Source organism: Bacillus sp. 7_6_55CFAA_CT2 (genome assembly GCF_000238655.1).
GTDB lineage: Bacteria > Bacillota > Bacilli > Bacillales > Bacillaceae_G > Bacillus_A > Bacillus_A cereus.
The window spans coordinates 1,623,403-1,650,056 of sequence record NZ_JH414708.1 but is presented as its reverse complement, the minus strand read 5'-3'; the positions used below and the strand labels follow the sequence as shown (position 1 = coordinate 1,650,056).

The window sequence follows — 26,654 nt, the reverse complement described above, 5'->3', positions numbered from 1 at the left end:
ATCCCATGTATAGTAAATCAACTGAAATAAATATATATACAATAATTATTTAACCTCTAAACGAAACCAGTTATTCAATCCGTATACTAATGTAACTAAAGCTCCTATTACACCAAAAACAACAATATTTATACCAATTGACGAACCAAATAAAACAGCCATCATTGACACCATTAGTAATAGCATGGCAATACTATTTATCTTAATTTCTACTACATCGCCATCCTTTACTTTCTTTTCTTTACTTCCAAAAAAGAATTGTTTTACTTTAATATTCGCTTCATCTAATTCAAAAGGAAGCGTATATTCTTCGTTATTCTCAAGTTTCATTACTACTTCGTTATCTACCTTTACAGCAACTCTTGCTGCTCCTCCCATTACCCCTGTTGCTCTTATTACTTTAATACTCATGCTAAATCTCCTCTCCCCCTATGACTTCTCCATGTCATTCATTTTTGTAATTCTTCTCTTATGAAATCCTTGAATGTAAAACAAAAAATGTATTTGTATGACATCGAAATCTTTTACGCTATACACCCATTTCTCGTTAAACAAAATATTCCAACAGAAATTATAACAAGTTCCTGCAAATTTTTTTGTCAAATTTTGTCGCGTTTACAAAAAAAGAGACTCTTACATATAGTAAAAGTCTTTTCTATCATTACCGTGGCTGTAACGTTAACATTTTCCCTTCTATTCCCGCTGTATTCAGTGTAGTCTTATGATACTCTCCATTTACCCAATCATCTATTTGATCATGATACCAATCCCTTCTAAAAAGATAAAAATCCTCTTCCCCCTAATTCGCTTTTATTATGAAAGAACCTTTTGAAACATTGAAAAACCCCCTTCATTTTCCTACCAATGAAGGGGGTTTTCTTATCGTTCGCTACGCCAACTTTCATTATGCCCAAGATTTGAATCTGTCGCTACTTGCACATCATATAACATTTCACTAAAGAAGCGTTTATCTACTTCTTTTGGTACAATGCGTCTTTCATCATCAATCTCATCGTATTCATATGAACCACGATTCACTGTACCTGCTTTATAAAATTGAATGTCAAATACACATACATCTTCTTCATCTTCATAACCAATCGGCGCTCCGCTAAATGACAATTGCACGCCTAATCCGGTACGAGTATCTTCTTTGTAAAATGTATAATATACACCGCCATCTTGAACAGACCCACGGATCCATCCAAGCTTCGTCATCTTACCGAATAACGAACGACCATTTAGTAAAATACCGCCAAATCTCTCAATAGCACTCCCATCATTCTCTTCTACTACAAACACTGGACGCTCAATTTGTAGGAACGGCTGAACAATTCCCGCACTTTCTAATTGCTCTTTCCATAATTCCTTCTCCGCCTCAGGCAATTCTAATGGATGAACGAAACCAATAACAGTGCCAGATGAAAGTTCATAACTCTTCCCGTCAATTGTACAGAACACGCCACCTTCTGCATAACGGAATGCCTTTAGCAACTTCCCTTTCTTATACTCACCCCAAATGAGTGAAATAGAAAATTGCTTCATAATTGGATTATCCATAAATACAGACTTCCATGCATTATGTGACCAATAACGCTTTAATGAAAGTGCCGTTTCCAATCGTTGTTTTTGCATGGAAAGAGTATTTCGGAGTTCCTTCTTTAAAGAGGCTAATTCTTTTTTAGCCTCTTCAGCCTTTTCTACATCATCTTTTGCATTCGGCTTTGGAAGTGACTTCATACGTTTTCCTTCTTCTGTCTCTAATTCAATTTTTGACTCTGTAGTTAAGATAGCAGTAAAACTTCGATTCCCGAAATCAATTATTTTTTCACCATGTATAGTAAAGCCAAGGTCCGGCACCAATTGATCTTCCAGCTCTTCCTCTGTTATACCACGTGTTTTCGCAGCAAGACTTAGCGCTTCTTTTGCTGCATTACGTACTTGCTTATGTTTATATTTAAATGCTATTGCATGAATAGACATAAGTGCAAGCTTAGATGAAGACAAACCTAAAGTACGAACGGCATCCGCTGCTATCTTTCCTCTCATTTGAAGCACCCATTCATCAATTTGCTTTATAAGTATGTCGACCATTTTGTCGTCACTATACATTCCGTATAACGAAAGAATTCCACGTTTCTTCACATCTGCGTCTTGAGAAATCCATATTTGATATATTGTTTGCACATATTCTTTTAAGTCCTCTTCATTTAAAGCTCTACCAATTACTTCTGCTGTTTCTTTCTTCTCAATAACAGCATCTGAAATATACTGTTGTAAATAGGCTAACGGAATTGCAGCATCAGCAATTTCATCAGAGTCACGTAAACGGATTTGTGGCTCATCCCCAATCAATTGCAGAAGTGAATTTCTTGTTTGTTCAGTTAAAATACGTGCACATAGTTCTTCTATCTTTTTTTCCTCCGTTTGAAATAAAAACGAGAATTTTCCTGCGAAAGATTCATTTTTACTTTCTTGCAAAGCTTCCTGTACAAGTTTCGTATATTTTTCAAGCTTATACTCTATAAGTATTTTCATCACATTTTCACGAACAATTTTCTTTTTATTATGAAGTTCAACTGCTACATCTGCTGCAGCTTCTACATCTTTTGAAAGCAGTTTAACTACAGACTCACGCATTTTTTTAGATGAATCTCCTAAGCTTTTAATTAAAATTGGACGCATTTTAATCATGTTATCCTTTGCTAACTCTTCTAAAATATATGCTTTGGCCACAGCAGAATACTCATCAAATCGTTCAATGATGTACGCTTGTTCTTTTACAATTACACAAACAAGCGCTTCCTTCGCCTTATTTCGCTCTTCACTGTAGCATGCAGCTTCTTCAACTGCATAAGCGATAAGCTTTTCCTTACTTAATCCATACGAAAGCAGATCTTCTAATACTTGTTTCGGTTCTACTCCCCTGATAGAACATTCGTAAAGAAGTTCGTATAAATTAACACTATCTTCATCTCCAAACTGTAGTGTAAGTACAGCTTCCCTCTTCGCTACATCATCTATATCCCAAAGAAGCGCAACCTCTAACACCGGCATACCCCAATACATACTTCTATATTTCGGATTTTTAAGTATTTGCTCCATATCCTCAAGTGACAATTTCCCTAGTAAATAATCACGATATGTATCCCGCACTGTAGACAATTTTATTTGCAAAGCAGCAACAAAAAATTCTTCTCGCATTTTCCCTATATTTAGCTCATATCCTTTTTCAGCTAACGTGCGTGCGATGATGAGATAATTCATTTTACTTACATATTGCAAAGTACATTGAATAAATTCAGGATCTTCCTCCAACATAAAGCATAGCAATTCATATTCATACGTCTTACAAAAATCCTCACTATTCAAATCATGTTGCCTTAGACGATGCGCAAAAAATCGTTCCTTAGAAATCCAAAACTGTGTACAAAAACTTTGAATTTCTTCATATGTTTCTCTATTTACACTACCAGTTTTTTTGTAGTTTTGAGACTGACCGAGAGTGTGACACATATAACGTGTTGCATAGTTTATAAAACCCCAAACATTTTTCTTCGCCAATATTTCAATATATCGCCTCGCAACATTCGAATATTTATGAACACAAAATAATAGCCGCCAAATATGTTCCGGTAAATTCCCACCTATAAATACTTCACTATCATCTTTACCTTTTAAATACCGTTTAACTGCTTCAACCTTTTCCCCTTCCCCTAGCAGTTTCAATATAAATTCTGTATGTTCTTCTAACCTCTCATTCAATAAAGAACTATATGTACGAAACTTTTCATAATCTACATCAAACATTACAAGAAGTAATGTTACTTGCTGGTTAGTTGGTAAAGTATGTAATTGTCCCTCTATATAGTTCGGATTCTCTCTTGTTAACTCTCTAAGAAAAACATCTGCTTCATTCACATAACTTGAAATACTGGATAAATATTTGCATGCGATTGCTACAAGTTTGTCCAAAGGAAGTGCACTTTTTTCTAAATAAATCTTCATTTTAGAAAAACTGACATGCGCAAAACGGACTACAAGAACATTTAATAATTGCTCCTCGAGTATATGGTAAAATAATCGAAAAAAATCCGGATCTTGTTTATGCACTTTCCTAAAATCGTTTATAAATCGCTCCGCAAAATCGCTTCTTTTTTGATCACGAATTGTCGTTAGTTGAATATCTTTTAAAATCTCTTCTTCTTTTGTCTGTAAATATCGTTGTGATAATTGTTTCTGTTCTTCTGTCATATTAATATATTGAAACAACTCAGATGTACTAGTAGTCAAACTTTGTACCCCCCGCATCTTTTTATCTATTATAAAAATACCCTTATTTAATGGTAGTATAGCATAAATCCCACAAAAAACGAACATACATTCTATGTTAAGTTAATGTAAATTAAAATACACTACTCAAAATACATTTCCTTCTCTCTAAACTTCCCATTACGCACTTCTCCCCACTAAAATCCTTTAATTTTTCACTACACCAATTCCTCAAAATCCCCCTCACATAAGCTAACGTTTTCTTATTATTTTCAAACGCAATTTTAAGTACCTCTAACACTTTCTCTCCAGAAAGTCTTTGTATCCAATTCTTCAATTCCTTCACAATATATGGGGATAAACTACTAATATTTTGTTCATAAAACTTATAAACTTCACTATTTGGAACGTCCTCTTCTATGGTTTCCACCTCTATCTCTTCCGCTTCTTCTTTCTCTTCAATAACTACTTGTGAACTACTATTATCCTCTTCTTTTGGCATACCAAAATGCTGCAATAATAATGGAATCTTGTATTCTTCTTCAAGGCATTTACGTAAAAATATATGTATGAACTTATTACTTTTTATAGTCTTTAACTCACGTAATACGCACTTCTCCACATTCGTATTTGAAATAGGGTTATAGTGTAACCAATTTATTATGAATACCTCTTTCGTTTCCGTATCATATAAAATCTTTCCATACTCAACAAAACTGTTTAGCAACTTCTCAACAGTCTCCATACTGTAGCCTGTTTCAAGCTCTGCCACACGCTTCGGTAATACGTAAATTCCACATTGCTTTGTTTTCGTACCAGTTAACAAATATATGTAAAAATAACGCTCCTCTGGCGTTAAATCTAATATGAATTCATCTTGCCAAAAGTTCACCTGCACATTACGGTATACCGCCATATGTTTCCCTCCACTCTTTGCTAGTAAATAGGAAAATTTTAATCCTTCATTATAAAGATAGGCATACGGGAATGGTTTTGGCATTCGAATTACAATTTTTTTACTACTACAACGCCGGTTTCATTTTTTCGCGCTTGTTTTGTTCTTGTAGTTGTTTTTGTTTTTGTTTTTTCTTAGTGATTTATTACTTGGTAGGGGCTTATGAGGGGCTTGGAAGGGCATTCTACATTACATACAATTTGTTCTTCCTACTAAATAGGAGCTATTCCAAATTATTATTTTGGATAGCTCCTTTCAAATTCTTCTTATTTTTTACTTCTACCAATGTCAGCTTCTACATACCATTTATTCTGCTATTTGCGGACAGTACAACTCTCATTTCAAAATTCGGTGAATAAACTGCTCGATTGCAATGCGAGTGGCCCTCACTGATTAAAGTTTCCTTTTATTTTTGCATTGAATCTAACATCTTCACAATAAAGGCAGCTGCCTGACCACGAGTTGCTGTACCTCGAGGATCAAACTCATTATTTCCAATACCATTAACTACCTTTAGACTGTATAATCGTTGAACCGATTCTTTGTATGTTATTAAATGCTTATCTGTAAATGGTAATGCTACTAACTCACCTGTAATTCCTTTATATCGTAATGCTTTGTCAATCATAATAGATACTTCTTCACGAGTAATTGGTGAGTTAGGATCAAAAATCCCTTCACCACGACCATTAATAATTCCTGCACTTGCACAACGTTTAATACCGTCATGAAGTGATGGATGTGCCTCATTAATATCTACAAATGACTTATTTCCCTCTGGTAGTTTAAGAGCATTCGAGATTAATTTTGCAAACTCCGCTCTCGTTACATTTCGATATGGCGCAAATACACCATTACCTTCGCCTTGCATAATACCTAGACTGTTTAATTTACGAATATGCTCTTCAAACCAGCCACCTGTAATATCATCTTTTGGTTTTTGTACTTCTTCCTTAGGCTTTTGTACTTCTTCCTTTGGTACATTGTAGTTAATTTTAATCCAGCTTGGGTCATAGAAAATCCATTCTCCATTACCTACTTTATACCAACCATTTTTAACCGCTAATACTTTGTAACGATCTCCGTTTGAAGCTTTACGTACAACACGATGTTCAATACCCGCATCACTACGTACATTGATACCACTACCATTTACCACTAGTTCCATGCTAGGTTCAGCTGGATTATTTTCATTTGGATTAAATGAGTCATTTTTATCTTGTAAAGGCGTATCAATCTGCGCATTTATATTTGCATACCACTGAATTCCTTGTACGAAACCAGCCCAATTACCACGTGAAATTAAAATGTCAGGACATTTTTTCCCGCTCCATTGTTGATGCTTGTAAATATGATCTGCACCAATTCCTTCTTTGTTCATTAAATAACCTGCAAGTCGTTTTGCATTTTCTAAAGCTTTATTGTAATCACCATCTTGGTTAACCGCGATCTCGATACCGATAGACTCCCTGTTTCCTGATCCATCTCCATCTCCTGCATGCCAACCATTTTCGTTTGTTGGTAAGTGTTGATAAATTTGTTTATCGTCTACAGTAAAATGCCATGAAGCTGTTCGGAAAGTGCCTTCAGTTGCTTGCTTGTATAAATATTTCGCATGATTTTCAGCATTAGCACCAGCGGCTGTATTTGCGGTCTCATGAATTGTAATGTAACGTGCTTTCATCGGATTTGCAGGACGAATATCAGGATTTCCTGCTGGAACAATCCACTCCACAAATGGAACTCCTGCAAGTGTTCCATATTTCTTCGTACTCTGTGCACTATATTGAATACCTCTTGGCTTTGCAACAGGTTTCATTTGACGATCAGATCCATCATTTCGACCATCTACAGATTCAAATGCCTTTTCAATGTTTGAAATAGCTTCCTTTTCTGCTACTTGTCCCTTCTTAGCATTTTGCATTTTGTTTAATTCTTCTGTTTCATCATGTTTATGCTTATATTCTTCTAAAAGCATTTTTTCATTTTCAGATACTTCTGCTTCGTTAATTTGTACATGATTAGGAACTTCCAACTTGAAATTAGAATAATTTAATCCGCTCGTTCCGTGTTCTCCTTGGGCAATATTAAGTTGATCAGTTTGAGAGTTGTTTATCTCTTCTGCTGATGCTGATAAAGGTACGCTCCCTAAAATCACTAGACTTGTTGATAGTGCGATTACTTGTTGTTTGATTGTCTTATTCATTATTATAATAAATACATACACACTCCCACCGTGTATGTATCTCAACCTCCCTTTATTGTCACATTAATTTTTAAAAATATGAATCTACTATGTACTTCTATTATATTTTCTTTTTATTTATATATTTTAATTATTTTATTTTATACCCATTAAGAAAATATTTATATGTCATCCCTACAGATGAATTTCATCTAATATACTTTTTATAAAATTCGTCAACAAACATTATTTTACAACTAATTACAAATACCGTCAAAATAATCAATTTAAACTTAGACAAATAACTGGCATACAATTTCATAATAAGAGATCCTATACTATCGAAATACATCTATTACAAATTCCCTTTAACGTTTTCAACAATCTCATTTATCGTATTCCGATCAAACTTATCACTAATTTCATATGACTCACGATCTCCTACGAATTGCACGCCTACGATATCATTGCGATCCTTACCGTATTGCACTTCAATAATAGATCCTCGCTCTATTTGTTTCCAAATGAGACCTGCTTCATCTTTATTATCTAAAATAATGCAGTCTTCAATATTTTCATCAATCCCAATTAACTTATTATCATCCATATATCCAATCTCGTATTGTTGCCGTTCTTTCGCTTTGCCACTTACTAATATACCTTTGCTACCATATGAGTAATCCATATAGTCCTTTTTCTCCGTTTGTACCGCTTTCGGCTTTTGTGCTTCAGTTTTTTCAGCAGCCCCACAACCTGTAATAAGACTGATTGGGATAACCACTATTAATACTAATCTAGTAAATTTTTTTATCATTTGTAACCAACCTCATATATTTAATGCAAAACTCCATTTATTACTCTATTAAAGAATAACATGATACTAAGTAAACAGAACGAAAGATAACATATTATTTACATACTCGCACTTTAATGAAGGACTAGGCCATTTAAACCTAGTCCTACATAACTTTAACTTTGCTTCACATACTTAATTGTATTAAATGACGTCTCATTAAATAATCGCAAGTTTTCCCCATCATAATCTTGAACTTTATATGCTATTTTCTTTTTTTGAATTGTATCTTCTACACCGTCTACTAAACGTTTATTGAGATGTAAATAGATTGTAAAAACTTCCTTATCATATTCCCAAGTGCCTTCAATATAATTCTTTTTATTTGGATACTCACCTTTACCATATGTTTCAAATGTCTTATCACCTTTTAGAATAAGTGACATAATGAAACCGTCTGTTCCTTTGAATCCCCAATTACCGATTAATTCCGTACCATCTTTCACATTCTTCATAACGTTATCCGTATTAATTCCAGCTTTCTTATCTAACTCTTTCAAATCTTTCACAGATACTGTACCGTCACCGATTTTAATATCCCCTTCAAGATCTTTGAATGCCTTAAGCCAGTAAATATCTCCTACTTTCACTAACTTTTCGGATTTCTCCATTAACTCTTTATCAGTCTTATCGCCTTTTTCTCTTTTTTCTTTTCGGGTGAATACTTCATTTATTAAAGAAAAAGACTCTCTAAAATAACCAATTGCTTTTTCAAAATCCTTTTGTTGATTTACATACTCTGCAGGGGGATCTATCGACTCAAATTTATCTAACACTTTATTTAATTCTTTCACACTATCTACTATATCTGATTTCTTTTTCTTACCGTCAAAAACCTCTCTTGTAATATTGTTATGCTCCGCAAACAACTTATCAAACTCTACTCCTAATTTATACACTTTATTAGGATAGTCTTCCTTTGAAACTTTTTCTTTCTTACTATTAGACTTCGATTCTTTTACTTTAGACTCTTCCGTTTTCTCCTGTTTAGAAGTGTTCGTTTTCTCAGAAACTCCACAACCAAATAACAACATGACCGGAACTGCTACCCCTAGTAGTTTCTTTGCATTCATGACTGATTTCTCCTTCTACTTGAATAGATTACTCTTACTATACCCATCCTCTTTTTTTATCTTGTAATTAAAGTTACAATCGCAATAACTCCTAAAATTGGTCCCCAATATTCCATTTTTATAAAAAATAGCGAGTGTTTTTTGTTAAACATAACTTTTTCACCAGTTTCGGTATCTATATAAACTTTCCCATCTGGCTTATTAATATATTTACCTAAATACCAAGACATAACCCCTGATATAATAAACATTACCGCCATTGGCCAACTATGGTCTTGAAAATATGTAGCGTCCCCCGTTATAGATCCAAAGATAGCCTTACCCAAAAGAGTATTAATAATTACAATAATTGCGACTAAAAAACCCCAACCAGACCAAATAATCATCTATTTCTCCTCCTAAAGCGTACAACTTTGTACTTTATGTTAATTTGAACTGCAAACGAAAATGTTTAAAAAACCGAATATTCAGACGTTAATAATTATATTTAGCTTACATTCGATTCTAACTTTAATGTCCTAAATGCAAATGAACCAGATATAATTTGTAAAATTGTCGGAATAAGTAAAAAGAATAATGACATAAATAACATAACTATAGGAATCACAATCATACAAACTCCATAAACTTTATTATTAACCTTGTTTACTAAACACGATAAAATGAACAATCCTATTTGAACCGTTAAAATAATAGAGTAATAAGCTAAAAGTTCGTAATCAACACCTTCCATAATATTAAACGCTACAACTATTAATATTATGGAAATAATAATTCCCAAAATGCCACCAATTAAACCTAATACGAATTCAGGTGTTCTTTTCAATTCAATCCCCCTTTTATGAACCACTAACAACTTGTATATTTTTCCCATTCACCATCATACCAAATATTCACTGGAAAAACTATACATACTTTTCATTCTTCCTTACAGTGACCTTCTTACCATTATAGATAGCTTGTAGCAGTCACAAAATCAAAACCTTCAAAATTACTAACTGGTTTTGATACCTTTAGAAAGTAGACATACCTCTTGAATACAATTAGTATTAACATATGAAATACGAAAAGCTTAAAAAGGCTTTCACATGAAGAAAGGAAGTTGCACAACTATGGATCTTAAAACAGTTATGCAAGAACTTGAAGCTCTAGGTAAGGAACGAACGAAAAAAATATACATATCTAACGGTGCGCATGAGCCAGTATTCGGAGTAGCTACAGGTGCTATGAAACCAATCGCTAAAAAAATAAAATTAAATCAAGAGTTAGCTGAAGAGCTTTATGCCACAGGTAACTACGATGCTATGTACTTTGCAGGTATTATTGCCGATCCAAAAGCTATGAGTGAGTCTGATTTTGATCGCTGGATAGACGGGGCATATTTTTATATGCTATCTGATTATGTAGTGGCAGTAACTTTATCGGAGTCAAATATTGCACAAGATGTTGCTGATAAATGGATTGCAAGTGGGGACGAGCTTAAAATGTCTGCCGGATGGAGTTGCTACTGTTGGCTTTTAGGAAATCGCAAAGACAATGAGTTTTCCGAAAGTAAAATTTCCGATATGCTTGAAATGGTGAAAGATACAATTCATCATTCTCCAGAACGAACAAAATCCGCTATGAATAATTTCCTAAACACTGTGGCAATATCATATGTACCACTACATGAAAAAGCAGTCGAGACTGCAAAAGAAGTTGGTATAGTTGAAGTCAAACGTGATAATAAAAAAAGCAGTTTGTTAAATGCTTCTGAAAGTATTCAGAAAGAACTAGATAGAGGAAGACTTGGTTTTAAGCGTAAGTATGTAAGATGTTAAAAGTATGAAGGTGTCAATCTAGGAGAGATTGACACCTTTTTTGTGGACATTACTAGACTAACGGAGCTGCAAGTTAAAGGGAACCAATCATTCATCTCCCACTATACATCTCAAACTTCTTCTTTCAATTTATATACCCTATCTCTTTTCTCATCATCTTTGATAAAAATAAGTTTTCCTTCTGTAACAAAACCTTCTAATAGTAAACATACTTGTCCATATGCTTTAGGCTTATTCGTAGTGAATCTTTCATCGGGTATTTTACCAGATCGTATTAATCGTTCACATAGCTCAAGCGCACTTATTTCTTCAGAATCAATTAATTCTAAAATATCTTTTTGTAATGGTGATAAAGGGGCTGGTACCTTACATACCTCAGCTACCTCCACCTTTTCTTTTTCTTCTTCAAATAAATCTTCAAATGAAATTTGATTCATTACATCTGTTCCTTTCTAACGATTGATTTGTATAATATGAACTGAATCCTATAGCGTATTTATTATTATGTATTACTTACCTTTTTTCATAAATCTCAAACTCATGTACATCGTTTCATATAGTATGTTTTGATTATACCAAATATACGTTCTGTTTTCTATTGTAGAATTTTCATAACAGAAATGAAAGTAATAGTAAACATTTCTCTTCTCGTTAGTTATATAGAAAACTATGTAAAAAGTTTACATAATAAAATTATAGTGATCTGTTAAATTTCTATGCAAAAAAGAAGCACTTGTTGTCTCAAGTAGACAATCAAGTGCTTTAAGTTCATATGTTTTTAAGTAACATTAAATTTGTAAATTTTATTGTAACAGTTTGACACCTTTTATATGTCGTGACAACTACTACGTTAAAACTTACGAGTTTGTACGAGTTCGTTAGTTTTATGTCTCTTCCATGCGTTTAAATGTCATCTCGCCTAAGCTCGCACCTCTTTTTCTGTTCTATCATTGTACGTAACACTCCATGATGGTACAACCATCATGGAGTATCTATTTTCAAACACCCTATTATTTTTTCTATCCACTTCACATAAAATTTATTTTTCATTCATCATTATATTTTTTAATCGTGTAATTTACTTAAAAAATCAGTAAATGTATCTGCAATGTAAAATACATTTTCTCTTGCGATTTTCTCTGCTTCTTCTGCCGTAATCCCTTCACTTTCCATCAGCGCTTCCTTTTCCCATGCATCTTCATGTTCCCAAAAAACAACAATTGGATTTTCTTCATGATTTTTATAATCAAAGCAAATTAAATTTCCTGCTGGGTCAAATGCAAACGGAATTAATTCTTTAGGTAATGTACCATTAAAGTCATTATATACTTCAACTATATATTCGTCACTATTTTCATCAAAAGATAATAAATTCCCAAAAACTCTTTCATGATTATTCACATTAAATATTTCTGGTTCCACATTAGCACCATTATTCACAGCTACACATTTTATATAATCGTTTGGAAATTTAACACCTATTTCATTACCAATTTCCCCTACAAAATCTTCACTTACAGTTGCATCAGCAAATTGCCAATCTACTTTTCTCATCTAATTCCATCTCCCCATAATTTATTTCCGCCTAAGTGATTTACTTTATGTACTTTTGAAATAACTAATTGCATCTTGCCAGGGACTTGATGGTGATGCCAAGTTAATCCTTTTATTCTTGCCTTACCAGCATTTATTTGAGCTAATTGATCTGGAGAAAACAATTCTTTTGAAATCTTGCCTGAATCAATCGCTTCTTTTAATTTCCTTGTACATTCCTTAAATTGTGCCTCATCTGGACTAATATGTAAATTCTTATCTAGTCTCATTTTCGTTTTAGTATTCGAATATGTTTCTGTTAGTCCCACAACTTCTTTAAACTCTTCAACACTATCATATCCCTTAGGCACAATTGATCTATTAATCAAATTTCCGTCTTTATCGTCATTATTTTTAATTACTTCGTCAATTTCAGATCTATGAACAGGATTACCCGTACCCTATGTTGTAATCTTAAACCCTCACAATAAAAAAGCAAACCATGTAAACCCTTATTAAACTACTTCTTTTTCTTCCACTACTGGCAACTCATAAGCTGTTTTATATTTCATCATGCCATATACAATGTTTACAAGCCTTCTCATAATACATACCAATGCTTGTCCTTTTGTTTTTCCCTCTTTAAGTTTCTTTTGATAGTATGCATGAAACACTGGGTTTCTAGGTAACTTACTTCCTTTCGCTACTTGCACTTGCTGTACTGCTAAATTATAAAATAAAGCGTGTAGCGCCCTGTTTCCTTGTTTGCTTTTGTGTGTCTTACCTTTCCCACCAGAACCAAAGTAAACAGGCGCAATCCCCGCAAATCGTGCTAATTTATTGGCATTTGGAAATCGCCTTACATCCCCAATTTCTGCAATTAATGCTGATGCCGTTACAAGTTCTATTCCCGGCATCGTCTCTAATTGATAATCTAGTAGATTTACTAACCGTTTTAATTCTCTTTCGATGTATTTCATTTCCTTCTTTTTAAACTCAATATCCCGTACAATACTTCTTACTAAAAAGTCTCGTGTTTCTTGATACTCTTTCATTGTTTGTCCATCTTCTTTTACAAGTTTTTAATATGTCGCTTGCTTTCTTTACTGAACATGTATTGTTGCTAACATCTAATAAAAAAGCTGTTAATTGCTTTATATTCGCACCCTCTAAACAAAAGGGTGACGGATACTGCTGCCAAAATGCTAATGCTGTTTTTCCATCTAACTCTGAGAAAAACTTTTTATAACTTGGATAATGGTGGTTTAATTGAATATGTAATTGGTTCTTTAACGCACTTTGTGCTTTTACTAATGCATTCCTTCTTGAAACTAGTTGTTGTATCGACCAAAATAAATCGTTTGGCTTTGCATCTGGTAATTGATTTAACTTATTTATTAGTATACGGGCTACGCATTCCGCATCCCAACTATCACTTTTTTGTGTCGTCACATGGCTTTTTCGCTCTAAAAATGATAAAGCTGGATTTACTTCTTTCACTACTTGTTCATGATCTACTAAATATTTCGCTAACGCTCTTCCATAACCACCAACATCCTCTAAACCAAATACAACAGTTATCCCAGCACTCACATATGTCTCTACTTCTAATAAAAACTTCGAAAATGCAGATGGTTTATTATCAAATTGTATTTCTCCTAATTTTTCTTGCCAACAATTAATAATAACAGCCGTATGATGCTCCTTATGTAAATCTACTCCTACATACAAATAGTTCTGTCTATTATGCATAACTCATCCCTCTATTCAATGATTTAGTCATATATAAAAACGTCGGCAACCTTAGTTCGAGCGTTCATCTTCCGATGCGCATAGGTACGCAAGCCTATCCATTTTCATAATTTCATAAGTACATATAGTAAAATGAGTGATTTTTTTAAGTACGACTATTATATAATTGCTGGATGTTTACCGTTTGTTTGTATTTGCCCGTATGTATATATCCCTCGATAAAAACTCTCTCGGTCTAACATGCGTTTCACTTGTACTTTCGTAAATTGTTTTCCTTTCTCTGTACGATAACCTTCCCTATTCAGTCGTTCTGCCAATTGAGTCAGCGACCAATGTTTAAAAAAGTGTCTTAACTCAAATAGTCTACGTACAACCACTGCTTTCTCCGTATCTACTTCTAACACCTTTTGTTCTTTCTTTACTCTATAACCAAACATCACACCGCCCCCCGCATATCCACCTTGTTCTGCTTTCTTCTTTCTGCCTCGACTTAGCTTTAATACAATCTCAAGACGTTGATATTGATCTAATAGCTCTAACATACCATTTACTAAAAAGTCATTTGGGTCATGCGTGTATATACTATAATTTGGTTGTTCAATTGCTTTCACATCTACCTTGTGTTTCTTTAGCTCTCGTTGTATTAACACTTTTGCCATATCAGAGCGCCATAACCGAGATGTATTTAGTACAATAACTTTGCGCACTTGATGATATGCCATATCCGACAATAGCTCTTGTAGACCTTCACGTTCAACTGTTAATCCATCTTCATCTACTTTCGCTCCGCTGATTCCTTTATCTTCGTATATGTGAAGCAGTTGTAGTTTATTTTCGATGCAGTACCGTTCAATTTCTTCTACTTGATACGTTAGGCTATACCCTTCACGCACTTGTCCTTCCGTTGAAACTCGTACATAACCAACTACTTTCTCTCCCATATTGAGCCCCTTCCCGTTACAGCAATTAAAGTCCCTGTAACGTTTACCTGTTTTTTGCGGATAACGTATGCATAACGTCCATCCGTTAAAACGTACTTTACGATGACTTCAAAAAATAACACAACCCTTTATTTTTCCTCTACTATCGTCGTACACTGTACATAGCCACTACAGTCTATAAAACAACAATAAAAATTTAACACTTAATGCACTTATAAAATTATAGTGCTCTTTTAAATTTCTACGCTAAAACGCAAAAAAGCACTTGTTGCCTTTAATTGACAATCAAGTGCTTTAAGTTCATATGTTTTTAAGTAGCATAAAATTTGTAAGTTTTATTGTAACAGTATGACACCTTTTATATATCGTGACAAGTATTACATTAAAACTTACGAGCTTGTACGAGTTCGTTAGTTTAATATACATTCCATGTGTTTATATTCATCGCCATGTAAAATGTCATCTCACCTAAGAGCGAACTTCGTTTTCTGTTCTATCATTGCACATAATACTCTATAATGGTACAACCATCATGAGGTCTTTACTTTTAAATAGCTTATTCTTTTTCTTTCCAATTCAAAAACAAGTTCTTCTTCATTTTCAAATATAATTTAAAAAGTCATGTTAGTAACACTTATAAAGTTACTACATGCACTCTTGTCCTTCTGCAATACACCATAGACTAAAAAAACCATAACCTATTTTAAATAAAATGCCATAGTTATTCATACAAATTCTCAATCTCAGTAACCCAAAAACATTCCTCTTCCATACACTTGGCGTCAATTCTTTTTAATTCTTCTTTTAACCAATTAATCACAGATTCTGGTATATCATTATCAATAAAGGCATCCTCACCATTTACCTCTATTGCCTTATCAATCATTTTTGAATACACTAATAAACATTCTGCAAATTGGTTTATAGAAGAATTAATAAATACTTCTTTATAATTATCACTATTATTAAGAAACACTATATTTTCTTGTTTCTCAATTATACATACCGGATCGCCAGAACTAGTTGATCCCAAAAACCAATATTTTTGAAACTCTTCTGGCATATTAAATACATTTGTAATAGATCTTATTAAAGATTGTGACGAGGTAAACTCTAAATATGGTGGCGGAGTTTCTGGTAAACCTCCTATAGACAAAAACTTCTTCACATCATCCGAAAAATTTGTGCTCATTAAATCTTTGGAATTAAATTTAATTAGTGGACCATCTTTGTTAACATCCCATTTATCATTAAATTCCTCTGGTAATATCATCTTTTCACCTTCTTAAATTATTTATAAAAGTTTCTAATCTAGTTGCAATTTCATTATCTATTCCAGTAATTCCCCATTCCTTCTCTACATTATGAATACCACCATATCCAGGATGCAAAGTTTTTGGTAAAGCTACAGCTTGACCACCTTCTCCTATATGATGATGCCTCATTGGGTCTTTTATATACTCCTTATACTGCGGAAAATGTTTTATAAATTGTTCATCAACAATTGGAACTCGACCTCGCTTTATCAACGCCGTATTTTCTACACTCCAAAACTCCGGATTACTTTTAAGTAATGTGTTGAAAAACTTTTTTGCATTTCTCTCCCATCCTGCAGCATTAGTTCCTGAATTAGTTTTCCCTTTAAAGTTCATTTCAACTACAAGTCTAGGGTCAACTAAATACTCTTCATCATACTTTGTCAGGTCTCTACCTCTATATCCTCTAACCTTATCATATTTGCCGTCATTACTCCATTTAGGAACAGTAAAGGTTTCCTCCTTATTACCCGTACCCTTAACCCCACCACTCTCCAAATTCGAGATCCTACTCTGAATACTCGCCTTTGAGGCATCATGGGCTTCTTGGAATTTCCCGCTATAGTTCGTTCCAGTTCTAGCGACACTTCCATCTGGCATTATTTCTACACCTTTAACGAATGGGGTTACGGTTTCCGTGTCCACAACTTTTACTAATTATATAATACTAGTAATTTGTGTTAACTTTAATTTACAAAAATATTTTTTAAAATTTTATAGTATGCCTATCTATAAAAAAAGCACTTGTTGCCTTTCGTAGACAATCAAGTGCTTTAAGTTCATATGTTTTTAAGTAGCATAAATTTGTAAGATTTATAAGATCTGTAAGTTTTGTATTAACATTACGACACCTTTTACATGCCATGACAACTACTAAGTTAAAATTGACGAGTTTGTACGGGTTCTTAGTTTAATATAACTTTCCATGTGATTATATTCATCACCCAGTAAAATGTCATCTCACCTAAGCTCGTACTTCGTTTTTTCGACGTACAATGAATTAGAGAATCTATTCAAAGTTGTATAAACTCTACCTACTAAATTAGGATTTTTTTGTTTATATAAAAACTTTGCAACAGAACCTTTAAACTAAACTTCAAATCCAATTACTATCCATTCATCAACAATGTCCCAAAAATTCATATTATATCTAGGCTCTTTATTCGTCCACCATAAAGTCGCATTATCATTATTAGAATTCTTATAATCTACTGCAACATAACCACCCATACCACTTTTAAAGAAACCAAAAGTAGTTTGTAAATCAATTTGTAAAGGTTCTTCTAACTCCTCAATAATACCCCATTCATCATCATCAAAAAAAGTTACATTTTCTAAAGGAACTAAACCCATAGATTGACTCGCATAAAAATAGAAACCATTATGAACAGTTCGATAAAAATTTCGTATTGTTGAAGGAATCTTATCCCAAGATTTTTCTAATTCTTCATTATTAAACTCATCTTTGGGATTTCCCCCTTCATAATATAGAATTTCCCCATTATCTGTTTTAATAGTGTATAAAATTGAATATCTACCATTTGTGTTCATAAGCTCTACTTCTTCAAGGTGCCTAGACAAATAAGAAATAGTGTTTCTTAATTCCACTCCTACTTGCTCTTTCCATATCGATAAAATACTCTCAACTCTCTTGTCTACATTTTCTTCTTGAAACAATTCATACCATGAATTTGGTATTTTCCCACTATCAAGTTTATTAATCTCATGGCATGATATAAGTTGTGCATTTCTTTTATATTTTCTTAAAAAACCAAGTTTTTGTTCCATAATTCTATCTCCTTTATTTATCTATATCCTTTTTATTTCCTTCAACAAAATCATCAATTTGTTTTTGTAATTTCATTTCTAATTCTTTTTCCTTCTTTATCATTTCTTCTCTAAACTTAGGATCAACTTCAATTTTTTCTTTCTTATAAATTGTCCAATCAGAATAAGATTTAGACCCCTTAGATTTATTGGCTGCTTCACTTAATCCTAGAAAATTCTCTTCATTATTTAAAACCTTAAGTTGTTGTTCTTTCGTTAATTTATCAAAATTTTCCATCTTTGCTATATTTTTCATTGATACGATATGATCAGCTTGAAGTCTGTCTGTAATATACTTACCAGGTAAAGCAGGGTCAGGCGTTCCTATTTTATCCTCAATGCCCTCATTAACTTTTTCCCGTAGCTTTGCAGTAGGCGTTCCATCTCTTAATTCATCATATAATTCCTTTGAGATTCTTCTTTCCCCGTATCGAGGAGGTGTTCCAATATCACCCGTACCCTTAGCAAGTTGATAAGCGTCATCCTTAGCTGCCGTACTTGCCTTTGAAAACTTTCCAGCTACTTCTCCAACAGTTGAAGATTCTATATAAGGAAGCTTCATTCCTATTCCAGTATCCACCGTCCTAACTGCTACTGGAATAGGAGTATTTTTCATAGCATCTAGTGCATTCTTTAAAGTCTTATTTTCCTTAAGCGATTGTACCACATTTTTACCCAAATTTGGATTAAAACCAGGCATTCCTTCTTTAAATTTTAATAATTTGGCTAAATCAGCTAATTCACTCGTCCCTTTGAATGCTTTTACTCCTTTTCCTACTGCTCCAACAACTGGGATTGCATCTAATCCGCCAAAAATGATGTTTGCTGTGCGTTCTTCTTGGCTCAATTTCCGGTGTGTTCCCCAGTCTTCTCCGTCGATCCCGCTTTTTATTTGTACACCTCCGTATACTACTGCGGCAGCGGCCCCGAGTGGTGGACAAAGGATTGTTGTGATGATGATTCCTACGCCTATTCCTATGTCTCGCACCATTTCTAGTTTTTTCTGTTCATCTTCTATCGATTTGTATTCAAATCCTCGTGTGGATGGGACTACTTTCTTGTATTCTTCATAATTTAATTTTGCATCTGGATTTTGTTTTTTTAGTTCTTTGTATTCCCCTCTCAGTACGTTATCAAATGCAGGTGAATCTCTAAAAATATCTTCTACTGTTATTTTATCTTTCTTCTTCTGTATTGTTTGTGGTACACTTCCGTAGCCTGCATGCGCACCTGGTAATATTGTCGTTGTTGTAGAGCCAATTCGGTTATTTGTTTCAAAACTGAGAATAGATGTATCTCTCATTTTTTGAGCGAATTTATCCATTTCTATTAAAAAAGGTTTATCTATATGTTCAGAGACTAATCGCCCTGCTTCTCCGCAATATTTTTGTAATGTCGAATAGCTATCAAGTAATTCCCCGATTTTTTGCGATTGATCTTTAGGATTAAAATGGATACTACCATCCGAGTCTAAATCTCGTATTCTTCCATCAATTCTTTTTAATGATTCATTTGCTTCCCGTAATTTCATGAGTGCATCTTTTGTAATTCGATTCATACCATCCCCCATGTTTTGCCATGGTTCAGGTCTATATTTCACATCCATCTCGTTTTCATCCCCCCAGCCGTATGGTGATTTCTACAACTTACTTAATATTTCACGTAATTGTTCGTCCTTTTCAAGCATTTCTACACATACATTTCCTACAACTGTCGCTGACCTAGAATAGTGTTCAGCCAATTCTAGTGTTTTGTGTAATATATCAGGATATTTTTCAATTACTCTCATCGCTTCACCTTTTTGATAAAAATCACAGCTTAATAAACTCTCAATATTCGTTCCAATGACGTCTACATGGATTTTATATATATTTTCTAACTTCATTACTATATCAAGTAGTTCTTGAAAATTAACTAATACTTCTTCTCCACCACCAGAACCACTATCTCCCATTGATACTTGCATTATTGAATACCTCCTAACGAGAATTGTCTCGGGTCAATTAACTTTTTATATGGCATTTTTAACACGTCATACAATTTCTTATTAATCGCATAGAGGCTCACCCAGTCATATCGATTACGATCTACATCGATTTGAACGAAATCTTCTCCTTCAGTAAAATATAAGAAACATTCCCATTTTCCTCCTCTATTACTTCGAGGCCTCGTATACGTTTCTATCGCTATAACGTCTTTATTTGATAAATCTTTTTCCTCAAATGTTTGTTGTTCTGCCTCTGTCATTCTCTTTGAGAAAAATGTATCTTCTATTTCCCTCGGTTCTCTCAATAAGAAAGGAATGCGTGTTAATAATGAAAAATATACGTCCGGTTTTGGTATGTAGTCGATCTCGTATTTTTTATTTGGTTCTATTTCTGTTAATACAGCCACTCGGTCTTTATCCTCTTTTAAAAAGCCAATTAATACATTATTCATTCTCGTGTATTCATGACAATTTTCATATTCCTTTAATAGTTCAATTATTTGAAAAGCTGCAGGGGTAATTCCATTTTCACTTGTAAGTAGGCCTTTTTCTTTTAAACTCGTAGTTGCTTTCGTGACACATTCTGCATCAAGTAAAATAATTGCGTCACGGTTTGGCAATCCAAATATATCGGTAACCCCAGCTGCACCTGCGAGAACATATAATTCAGCAGGTGCAAAACTCATTTCTTTCCCCATTCTTTTATCCCTCGTTTCTCCATCACAGTTGTTTTATCGCCCTTACTTCCGATTTATCTCCGTACGTTTGAATGCTTTTATCTAACTCTTTCAAAGCTTTCGTATGTCCTTCAAATGCCTCTACCATTTCTGAATTATATTGAATGATCAAATCAAGATAACTTAAAAATGCATCTCTCGTTTTTCCATTCCATTTCGCACCTGTGACATATGCTTTTAAGTCTTTCGCTTGGTTTAAAGAATCCTTCATACCATTTTCAATGTTTTGTGCGTAAGAAATGGCACTTGCAGTGTTACTTCCTATAATTTCAACCTCTTTACCACTCATGTTCGTTCCCTCCATTCTTTGTATGCTTAATGGATAAGTTTTTCAAATTCCTTTTTCTTTTCTTCAAAAGCCTTGGTCGCTGCAGCGTATGCTGACGCTTTCTCCGATTCTGCTTTCGCTTTATATTCCAAATACTTTGCATAAGCTGTACTTTTTGCAGATCCAACATCGCTTAATGCACTTTTAAAATAGGATACTAATGTATGTAATTCTTCATCCTTTTCATGACGTTTTTGTTCAAATTCAACTGCCGGAATTTTATTAGCTTCTAAGCCATTACTTTTACTCTCATACTCTCTCTTCGCTGATTCAGCCTCTTGAATGAATTGCTTTAACTCTCTTTCTTTATCTTTTAAATAATCATGTAAATCATCATACCGATCTCGTTTCCTCGCACTTTCTGTAAAACCAGACGCATTTAAAAAAGCATTGTACAATTCATCTAACATCTTTCTCCCCCTTTAGCACAATAACTATGTAGTTAAATCCGTATATTTAAACATGAATATTCATTACATTAAGAATTAACAAATAATTATTTTTACATATTGCTATTTTATCAAAGGGATTTTAACATTTCCATATTTTATGAATGGCTTTCGCATTTTTCTTCAATAAAGTGAAACTTTAATCAATATGACTATGTATTTATTACTACCTTTTATCCAATTCATTCGTATTAAATCCTTGCTTGAGAGTAAGACCAGTTCTTTCTTATTTCATCAACAACTATTTCTGGATAATCCCAATGAAGCGTACGAGTAGGCTCCCTGATTCGTTATACTATTTCTTGGGCTGTTTTGTTTCTATATTCATTCCAATATTTTGGCTCAGTCGCTCTTAAAAGAACAATAGAAAAAGGATCTGATATGAATATCAGATCCTTAACTTTAATTTCTTAATACATACATCTTTTTACACGATAACTGGTTCGTACGTGCTCAAATTATCATACTCAGTTTTTACAATACTAGGTGGAAGGTTAACACATCCTCAGATTCACCTTTTCTTGTAGCAGTGCATAATATTTAATAAAATTAAAGCATATTTTTACTTACCAGACTTAATTTTTTCGTTATATTCTTCTAAAGTTAACCCTTTTTCTTTTAGATAAACGGCAACTTCTTTTCCTACATAACGATAGTGCCATGGCTCATACTTAATGCCAGTAATATTCTCTTTATCTTTTGGATAGCGGAGAGTAAACCCATATTCTGCAGCATTCTTATCTAACCATTTGAATGCATCGGTAGTTTCAAATTTTGCATTTAAATCTTCTACAGTATTTTGCCATTCAACTGAAATAATGTCTAACGCTAATCCAGTATGATGTTCACTTGCACCAGGATACTGAAGATATTCCAATGCCTTAGCACTAGCCTCTTTATCCGACAAACCTTGAGATTTATAGCTTTTAACTGAAGCATCATAATAAGTTTGTTGTAATTTTATAGCTCGATAACCTGATCTTAAATAAAGATTGATTCCCTCTTTTTTTGTCAGCTGCTACCATATCCTGATAGGAAGTTGCAATTCTACTATCTATTTTCATATTTGGCTTCGCATTTTGAGTGATACTTGTTAATTCAATTCCTAGTTCCTTTGATAACATATGCTCTCTATTTACAAGGATAATTCTCCAATCATTAACATCAGAGATAGGTAAAACATCTTTTTTCTTCGCATGTATTTCATTTTTATTTTTATTGTTATTATTAGTAGTTGCCTGAGATGTTTGTTTTCCACTACAAGCAGCAAGACTCCATCCCATTGCTAATACCAATGCTAAAATTATAAATTTCTTAATTGTATCTCATTCCCTTTTTGTTTATTAGTCTTTATACCAATTTCCCAACACGTCTCTAGGAATCTCCTTGAAATCCTTCAAAGAAACGGGGCCGACAAATTTTTTAATTCCATGTTTTTTAGAATTTTCATCCGAATAATCTTTTAAAAATTGAATTTTAAATTGTTTCTTACCATCGGCATAGTCGGTTACTGTCGGTACGATTGCCGCTTGTCGTATACCAAAAGTTTTATCTTCATACTTAACAAATTGTACATAAGATAATCCTCCAACTAATGTTTCTAATTTTTCTTGCGCAGAAATAAGATTTCCAAGAGAATAATAGATTAGCGTTTCATGTCCATCTTTATTTTGTTTCCACTCAATTGGTTGAATTACATGTGGATGATTTCCAATTACTACATCTACACCTAAATCTGTTAAATATTGAGCAACTTCTTTTTGTTGCTTTGAAGGTGTTGAGGTATATTCTACTCCCCAATGCACCATAACAATCACCATATCAGAGCTACTCTTTGCCTTTTCCACATCATTTTGTATCGCTTTTTTATCAATTAAATTTAAAGCCCAAGACTTATCAGCTGGAATTTTAATTCCATTCGTACCATATGTATAATTTAGTAACGCAAAACGAATACCATTTTTTGTAATCGTTTTTATTTCATTACGCTCGTTTTTACTCTCATTAATACCTACCGGGATAACATCCGGATATTTCTTCCAGTATTCTCTTGTATTCGCAACACCTTTAATACCCATATCCATAGCGTGATTTGTCGCTTGCGTCACTATATTGAATCCAGTGTCCACTAAAGATTGGCCTACTTCTTCAGGTGTATTGAAAGTCGGATATCCCTGTACTTTTAAATTATTTCCGGCAATCGGAGTCTCCTGGTTCACTATAGCAAGATCACTTGATTTAACAGCTTTTTTGATATTTTCATAAATATAATTATAATCATATGAACCGTCTTTTTGTTTGCCATCTTTAATTACTGCGTCATGATATAAATTATCACCCGTTGCTATTAAATTCACAACCGATTGTACTTTTTTATCTTCCGTAAAATTAGGAGACTGTTGGATAGGACTTTTCTCTACCCAATTTGGTGCTTTTAATGATGTATCTATATTGGATTCAGCCGGTGGTAATGAAGCTTTAGATGTCTTAACATCTGTATTACCACAAGCGGTTAAAAGCACTAAAAAAATAAGACATACTAAAAAAAACTTTTTACTTCTCTGTAAAGTATCTAACATGTGATCCTCTTTTCTGTTTTATTCCTTATAACCAGTTCTAACAAATCATTCTTTAAAACAACGTATTTTGGTTTTACCCTTAATTATGGAAGGACACTCTGTTACACCTGCTTCGGAATATACTAATAATTGTTTTCCGCTTTCTAGCAATCTATCGATTCCATCAGAAGTGATAGGTTACTAGAAAAAGATGATCCATCAGGATGTCGAATAGTTTGATATACCTATTCCAATTGCAATAACTCGTTTAATATTTAAACAAGATAGGAGAATCGTTCATATAGCCTCTTCTCTCGCTTTATGTTTAAAGTGCCTCCAAAAAAGGGATCGTTGCTGTACCCCTTTGCATAGTGCGAAATTTTTGTAACTAATTTCTTTCATTCAAGCGACAAACATTATACCGATAACAATAAGTAAGACCCAAGAACTTATTTTACCAATATACGAAAAAAGTAGCAATCTTTTGTCCCATATAAAGAAGCCCATTAGGAGAAATGAACGAGAGATTCATTCTATTCAATTCCTGCATTGATTAATAAAAAAACAAGCCACCCAACTATTGGATGGCTCTATACTATAAAGAGAATTTGTTATTGGATTATTTCAATTTCCCTTCAAAAACAATCTTCCTACCGCACGGCTCAACTACTGTTTTGCCGTCTTTCTTTACTTCATGAAAGATTGGCTCTTCCATACGACGAGACGGAGCGTAGCCTTCTTGTTCCATACGTGCTAAGCAGTCTGTAATTGTTTCATTTTCAAGTACTTCAAATTTCTTTTTATTAGGTTGTTTTGTCATGCCCTAACCTACTTTCTATTTTTCTTGATGCAAATTGATTTTTCATGTAGACCATATATAACATTGCGAGAATTCCCATTATAATCATAACCGCAATAAAAAAGCTTGTATACTGTATTTTTTCTATAAATACGCCGCCTAATACAGGTCCCATAATACTTCCTAAACTAAAAGCGATTCCGGATAATATATTACCTGCCGGTAGTAAATGTCTCGGTAATAAATCAGTCATAAATCCAAGCCCTAAAGAGAAGCACGATCCAATAACCATACCCGCTAAAAGCATGCAGGCAAAGACGATCCAGTAATATTGATCAAATACGGCGGCAAGTAGAAAAATGCCCGTACTTATGCTAAACGTCCACGTTAATATACGGTCCCTTCCGTATTTATCACTCAATATACCGAGCGGAATTTGTGTAATAATACCCCCAACTGCAAATGCTGGTAATAAGAAGGATACATCTGAAACAGACCACCCTTTACGAAGTGCGTATACTGGTAAGTTACTGTTTAGCATTGCTTCAAGTACGCCATATGCAAGTGGACCTAGCAGTGCAATCCATCCTAATCCAACAACTTGTTTATAACGAGAAAATGATGATTCACTCTTCACTTCTCTTTCATCTTGCGCTGGGAATGCATTTTTTGTTGGTAATAGTAACAGCCAACCTATTAAACAAAGTATAGTAGATATAATAAATGGCGTTGCAAGACCGTACTGCACAGTGCTTGCTAAATACGGGCCAACGGCAAAACCAATTCCGAAGAATACACCGTATATCGATACTTGTCTCCCTATTTTACTTGGGTCTGATGTTGTCGTGATCCACGTTTGTGTTCCGACATGAAGCATATGATCTCCGACTCCAACTAGAAATCTAAGGATAAACCATACCCAAAACGAAAATGTTTGTGTAAAAAAGAATAATGAAATAATAACGAGAAACCCACCTATAACAATAATCGGCTTCATTCCAAACCTTTGCATCGGTTTTTCAAGAAACGGCGAAATGACTAATATCCCAATGTACAATGCCGTCGCATGAATACCATTAATACTTGAACTAACCCCTTCTTGTTCAAAAATCATTGCAATGGCAGGTAAGAGCATTCCTTGTGATAAACCCGAGATTGCTACAATCCCAACCATAATCCAAAAAGTAAAACGCATTGACATCCCTTTCCCTCTCCTTCTCACGCTTCCACTTTTCATTATAAACTGTTTCTGCAAATGCGTGTACGAAT

Annotated in this window: 24 protein-coding genes and 3 pseudogenes; 1 reads left to right on the top strand and 26 read right to left on the bottom strand. The window is 33.8% G+C overall.

Annotated elements, in window-relative coordinates; all coding sequences use genetic code 11:
• Positions 1 to 45: 45 nt before the first annotated feature.
• The 8 genes from HMPREF1014_RS08500 to HMPREF1014_RS08465 form a co-directional block, all read right to left on the bottom strand.
• Positions 46 to 411, bottom strand: a complete 366-nt coding sequence (locus HMPREF1014_RS08500; protein ID WP_000025026.1) for a hypothetical protein — start codon at positions 409 to 411, stop codon at positions 46 to 48.
• A 468-nt stretch (positions 412 to 879) separates the two neighbouring features.
• Positions 880 to 4,293, bottom strand: a complete 3,414-nt coding sequence (locus tag HMPREF1014_RS08495) for a DUF4132 domain-containing protein (protein ID WP_000213793.1) — start codon at positions 4,291 to 4,293, stop codon at positions 880 to 882.
• A 112-nt stretch (positions 4,294 to 4,405) separates the two neighbouring features.
• Positions 4,406 to 5,188 carry a DnaD domain-containing protein gene (locus tag HMPREF1014_RS08490; protein WP_000312123.1) on the bottom strand — a complete coding sequence of 261 codons (783 nt, stop codon included), beginning with the start codon at positions 5,186 to 5,188 and terminating at the stop codon, positions 4,406 to 4,408.
• 445 nt (positions 5,189 to 5,633) lie between these two features.
• Complete coding sequence (locus tag HMPREF1014_RS08485) at positions 5,634 to 7,433, bottom strand: S-layer homology domain-containing protein (RefSeq protein WP_043306386.1); 1,800 nt, start codon at positions 7,431 to 7,433, stop codon at positions 5,634 to 5,636.
• A gap of 334 nt (positions 7,434 to 7,767) precedes the next feature.
• Positions 7,768 to 8,226 carry a hypothetical protein gene (locus tag HMPREF1014_RS08480; RefSeq protein ID WP_000591634.1) on the bottom strand — a complete coding sequence of 153 codons (459 nt, stop codon included), beginning with the start codon at positions 8,224 to 8,226 and terminating at the stop codon, positions 7,768 to 7,770.
• Between the two features lie 155 nt (positions 8,227 to 8,381).
• Positions 8,382 to 9,338 (bottom strand): DUF3994 domain-containing protein, encoded by a 957-nt coding sequence (locus tag HMPREF1014_RS08475; RefSeq protein ID WP_000992204.1) that lies wholly within the window; start codon positions 9,336 to 9,338, stop codon positions 8,382 to 8,384.
• A gap of 56 nt (positions 9,339 to 9,394) precedes the next feature.
• The gene (locus HMPREF1014_RS08470; protein WP_000587855.1) at positions 9,395 to 9,724 is read right to left on the bottom strand and encodes a hypothetical protein; all 330 of its coding nucleotides are present in this window, start codon (positions 9,722 to 9,724) and stop codon (positions 9,395 to 9,397) included.
• A 101-nt stretch (positions 9,725 to 9,825) separates the two neighbouring features.
• Positions 9,826 to 10,164: a DUF4064 domain-containing protein gene (locus tag HMPREF1014_RS08465; RefSeq protein ID WP_000831724.1), complete on the bottom strand. Its 339-nt coding sequence runs from the start codon at positions 10,162 to 10,164 to the stop codon at positions 9,826 to 9,828.
• Positions 10,165 to 10,450: 286 nt separating this feature from the next.
• On the opposite strand from HMPREF1014_RS08465, the gene HMPREF1014_RS08460 reads away from it, so the two are divergent.
• Positions 10,451 to 11,158 (top strand): DNA alkylation repair protein, encoded by a 708-nt coding sequence (locus HMPREF1014_RS08460; protein ID WP_000364670.1) that lies wholly within the window; start codon positions 10,451 to 10,453, stop codon positions 11,156 to 11,158.
• Positions 11,159 to 11,268: 110 nt separating this feature from the next.
• Here HMPREF1014_RS08460 and HMPREF1014_RS08455 read toward each other — a convergent pair whose 3' ends face one another.
• The 18 genes and pseudogenes from HMPREF1014_RS08455 to HMPREF1014_RS08360 all read right to left on the bottom strand — a co-directional run bounded on the left by HMPREF1014_RS08455 (position 11,269) and on the right by HMPREF1014_RS08360 (position 26,586).
• On the bottom strand, positions 11,269 to 11,595 hold the full coding sequence (locus HMPREF1014_RS08455; RefSeq protein ID WP_001071909.1) for a DUF3895 domain-containing protein: 327 nt from the start codon (positions 11,593 to 11,595) through the stop codon (positions 11,269 to 11,271).
• A gap of 243 nt (positions 11,596 to 11,838) precedes the next feature.
• Positions 11,839 to 12,046, bottom strand: a pseudogene (locus HMPREF1014_RS32570) (hypothetical protein).
• A gap of 177 nt (positions 12,047 to 12,223) precedes the next feature.
• Positions 12,224 to 12,712: an SMI1/KNR4 family protein gene (locus tag HMPREF1014_RS08450; protein WP_001233207.1), complete on the bottom strand. Its 489-nt coding sequence runs from the start codon at positions 12,710 to 12,712 to the stop codon at positions 12,224 to 12,226.
• Positions 12,709 to 13,080, bottom strand: a complete 372-nt coding sequence (locus HMPREF1014_RS08445) for an HNH endonuclease (RefSeq protein ID WP_000610642.1) — start codon at positions 13,078 to 13,080, stop codon at positions 12,709 to 12,711. The genes HMPREF1014_RS08450 and HMPREF1014_RS08445 overlap by 4 nt, the downstream gene beginning before the upstream one ends.
• 126 nt (positions 13,081 to 13,206) lie before the next feature.
• Positions 13,207 to 14,443, bottom strand: a pseudogene (locus HMPREF1014_RS29685) (IS110 family RNA-guided transposase).
• 158 nt (positions 14,444 to 14,601) lie between these two features.
• Positions 14,602 to 15,384: a recombinase family protein gene (locus HMPREF1014_RS08430; protein WP_000504228.1), complete on the bottom strand. Its 783-nt coding sequence runs from the start codon at positions 15,382 to 15,384 to the stop codon at positions 14,602 to 14,604.
• Positions 15,385 to 16,105: 721 nt separating this feature from the next.
• The gene (locus HMPREF1014_RS08420; RefSeq protein ID WP_000602771.1) at positions 16,106 to 16,657 is read right to left on the bottom strand and encodes an SUKH-4 family immunity protein; all 552 of its coding nucleotides are present in this window, start codon (positions 16,655 to 16,657) and stop codon (positions 16,106 to 16,108) included.
• A gap of 4 nt (positions 16,658 to 16,661) precedes the next feature.
• Positions 16,662 to 17,300 (bottom strand): hypothetical protein, encoded by a 639-nt coding sequence (locus tag HMPREF1014_RS08415; RefSeq protein WP_001112749.1) that lies wholly within the window; start codon positions 17,298 to 17,300, stop codon positions 16,662 to 16,664.
• A 489-nt stretch (positions 17,301 to 17,789) separates the two neighbouring features.
• Positions 17,790 to 18,488, bottom strand: coding sequence for an SMI1/KNR4 family protein (locus HMPREF1014_RS08410; RefSeq protein ID WP_000435838.1), 699 nt, complete (start codon positions 18,486 to 18,488; stop codon positions 17,790 to 17,792).
• 13 nt (positions 18,489 to 18,501) lie between these two features.
• Positions 18,502 to 20,133 (bottom strand): hypothetical protein, encoded by a 1,632-nt coding sequence (locus HMPREF1014_RS08400; protein WP_000382734.1) that lies wholly within the window; start codon positions 20,131 to 20,133, stop codon positions 18,502 to 18,504.
• 33 nt (positions 20,134 to 20,166) lie between these two features.
• The gene (locus HMPREF1014_RS08395) at positions 20,167 to 20,493 is read right to left on the bottom strand and encodes a hypothetical protein (protein ID WP_001198201.1); all 327 of its coding nucleotides are present in this window, start codon (positions 20,491 to 20,493) and stop codon (positions 20,167 to 20,169) included.
• Positions 20,493 to 21,212 (bottom strand): DUF5081 family protein, encoded by a 720-nt coding sequence (locus HMPREF1014_RS08390; protein ID WP_000514120.1) that lies wholly within the window; start codon positions 21,210 to 21,212, stop codon positions 20,493 to 20,495. The genes HMPREF1014_RS08395 and HMPREF1014_RS08390 overlap by 1 nt, the downstream gene beginning before the upstream one ends.
• 22 nt (positions 21,213 to 21,234) lie before the next feature.
• Complete coding sequence (locus HMPREF1014_RS08385; protein ID WP_000014535.1) at positions 21,235 to 21,540, bottom strand: WXG100 family type VII secretion target; 306 nt, start codon at positions 21,538 to 21,540, stop codon at positions 21,235 to 21,237.
• Between the two features lie 26 nt (positions 21,541 to 21,566).
• Positions 21,567 to 21,989 (bottom strand): hypothetical protein, encoded by a 423-nt coding sequence (locus tag HMPREF1014_RS08380; protein ID WP_000883470.1) that lies wholly within the window; start codon positions 21,987 to 21,989, stop codon positions 21,567 to 21,569.
• Between the two features lie 601 nt (positions 21,990 to 22,590).
• Positions 22,591 to 23,323 (bottom strand): annotated as a pseudogene (locus tag HMPREF1014_RS08375) (M15 family metallopeptidase).
• A 48-nt stretch (positions 23,324 to 23,371) separates the two neighbouring features.
• Positions 23,372 to 24,607 carry a CapA family protein gene (locus tag HMPREF1014_RS08370; RefSeq protein ID WP_000887606.1) on the bottom strand — a complete coding sequence of 412 codons (1,236 nt, stop codon included), beginning with the start codon at positions 24,605 to 24,607 and terminating at the stop codon, positions 23,372 to 23,374.
• Between the two features lie 598 nt (positions 24,608 to 25,205).
• Positions 25,206 to 25,406 carry an NETI motif-containing protein gene (locus HMPREF1014_RS08365; protein WP_000166303.1) on the bottom strand — a complete coding sequence of 67 codons (201 nt, stop codon included), beginning with the start codon at positions 25,404 to 25,406 and terminating at the stop codon, positions 25,206 to 25,208.
• Entirely contained in the window at positions 25,390 to 26,586 is a 1,197-nt protein-coding gene (locus HMPREF1014_RS08360; RefSeq protein WP_000062798.1) for an MFS transporter, read from the bottom strand. Before HMPREF1014_RS08360 ends, HMPREF1014_RS08365 begins: the two co-directional genes overlap by 17 nt.
• Positions 26,587 to 26,654: the final 68 nt, after the last annotated feature.

Bases quoted from the DNA above. Each gene is read 5' to 3' on its own strand.
- HMPREF1014_RS08380 (WP_000883470.1), bottom strand. From the start codon at position 21,989: ATGTTAGATGAATTGTACAATGCTTTTTTAAATGCGTCTGGTTTTACA.
- HMPREF1014_RS08400 (WP_000382734.1), bottom strand. From the start codon at position 20,133: ATGGATGTGAAATATAGACCTGAACCATGGCAAAACATGGGGGATGGT.
- HMPREF1014_RS08385 (WP_000014535.1), bottom strand. From the start codon at position 21,540: ATGAGTGGTAAAGAGGTTGAAATTATAGGAAGTAACACTGCAAGTGCC.
- HMPREF1014_RS08450 (WP_001233207.1), bottom strand. From the start codon at position 12,712: ATGAGAAAAGTAGATTGGCAATTTGCTGATGCAACTGTAAGTGAAGAT.
- HMPREF1014_RS08460 (WP_000364670.1), top strand. From the start codon at position 10,451: ATGGATCTTAAAACAGTTATGCAAGAACTTGAAGCTCTAGGTAAGGAA.
- HMPREF1014_RS08420 (WP_000602771.1), bottom strand. From the start codon at position 16,657: ATGATATTACCAGAGGAATTTAATGATAAATGGGATGTTAACAAAGAT.
- HMPREF1014_RS08395 (WP_001198201.1), bottom strand. From the start codon at position 20,493: ATGCAAGTATCAATGGGAGATAGTGGTTCTGGTGGTGGAGAAGAAGTA.
- HMPREF1014_RS08485 (WP_043306386.1), bottom strand. From the start codon at position 7,433: ATGAATAAGACAATCAAACAACAAGTAATCGCACTATCAACAAGTCTA.
- HMPREF1014_RS08475 (WP_000992204.1), bottom strand. From the start codon at position 9,338: ATGAATGCAAAGAAACTACTAGGGGTAGCAGTTCCGGTCATGTTGTTA.
- HMPREF1014_RS08365 (WP_000166303.1), bottom strand. From the start codon at position 25,406: ATGACAAAACAACCTAATAAAAAGAAATTTGAAGTACTTGAAAATGAA.
- HMPREF1014_RS08410 (WP_000435838.1), bottom strand. From the start codon at position 18,488: ATGGAACAAAAACTTGGTTTTTTAAGAAAATATAAAAGAAATGCACAA.
- HMPREF1014_RS08360 (WP_000062798.1), bottom strand. From the start codon at position 26,586: ATGTCAATGCGTTTTACTTTTTGGATTATGGTTGGGATTGTAGCAATC.
- HMPREF1014_RS08480 (WP_000591634.1), bottom strand. From the start codon at position 8,226: ATGATAAAAAAATTTACTAGATTAGTATTAATAGTGGTTATCCCAATC.
- HMPREF1014_RS08415 (WP_001112749.1), bottom strand. From the start codon at position 17,300: ATGCCAGATGGAAGTGTCGCTAGAACTGGAACGAACTATAGCGGGAAA.
- HMPREF1014_RS08455 (WP_001071909.1), bottom strand. From the start codon at position 11,595: ATGAATCAAATTTCATTTGAAGATTTATTTGAAGAAGAAAAAGAAAAG.
- HMPREF1014_RS08370 (WP_000887606.1), bottom strand. From the start codon at position 24,607: ATGTTAGATACTTTACAGAGAAGTAAAAAGTTTTTTTTAGTATGTCTT.
- HMPREF1014_RS08430 (WP_000504228.1), bottom strand. From the start codon at position 15,384: ATGGGAGAGAAAGTAGTTGGTTATGTACGAGTTTCAACGGAAGGACAA.
- HMPREF1014_RS08500 (WP_000025026.1), bottom strand. From the start codon at position 411: ATGAGTATTAAAGTAATAAGAGCAACAGGGGTAATGGGAGGAGCAGCA.
- HMPREF1014_RS08390 (WP_000514120.1), bottom strand. From the start codon at position 21,212: ATGGGGAAAGAAATGAGTTTTGCACCTGCTGAATTATATGTTCTCGCA.
- HMPREF1014_RS08470 (WP_000587855.1), bottom strand. From the start codon at position 9,724: ATGATTATTTGGTCTGGTTGGGGTTTTTTAGTCGCAATTATTGTAATT.
- HMPREF1014_RS08490 (WP_000312123.1), bottom strand. From the start codon at position 5,188: ATGGCGGTATACCGTAATGTGCAGGTGAACTTTTGGCAAGATGAATTC.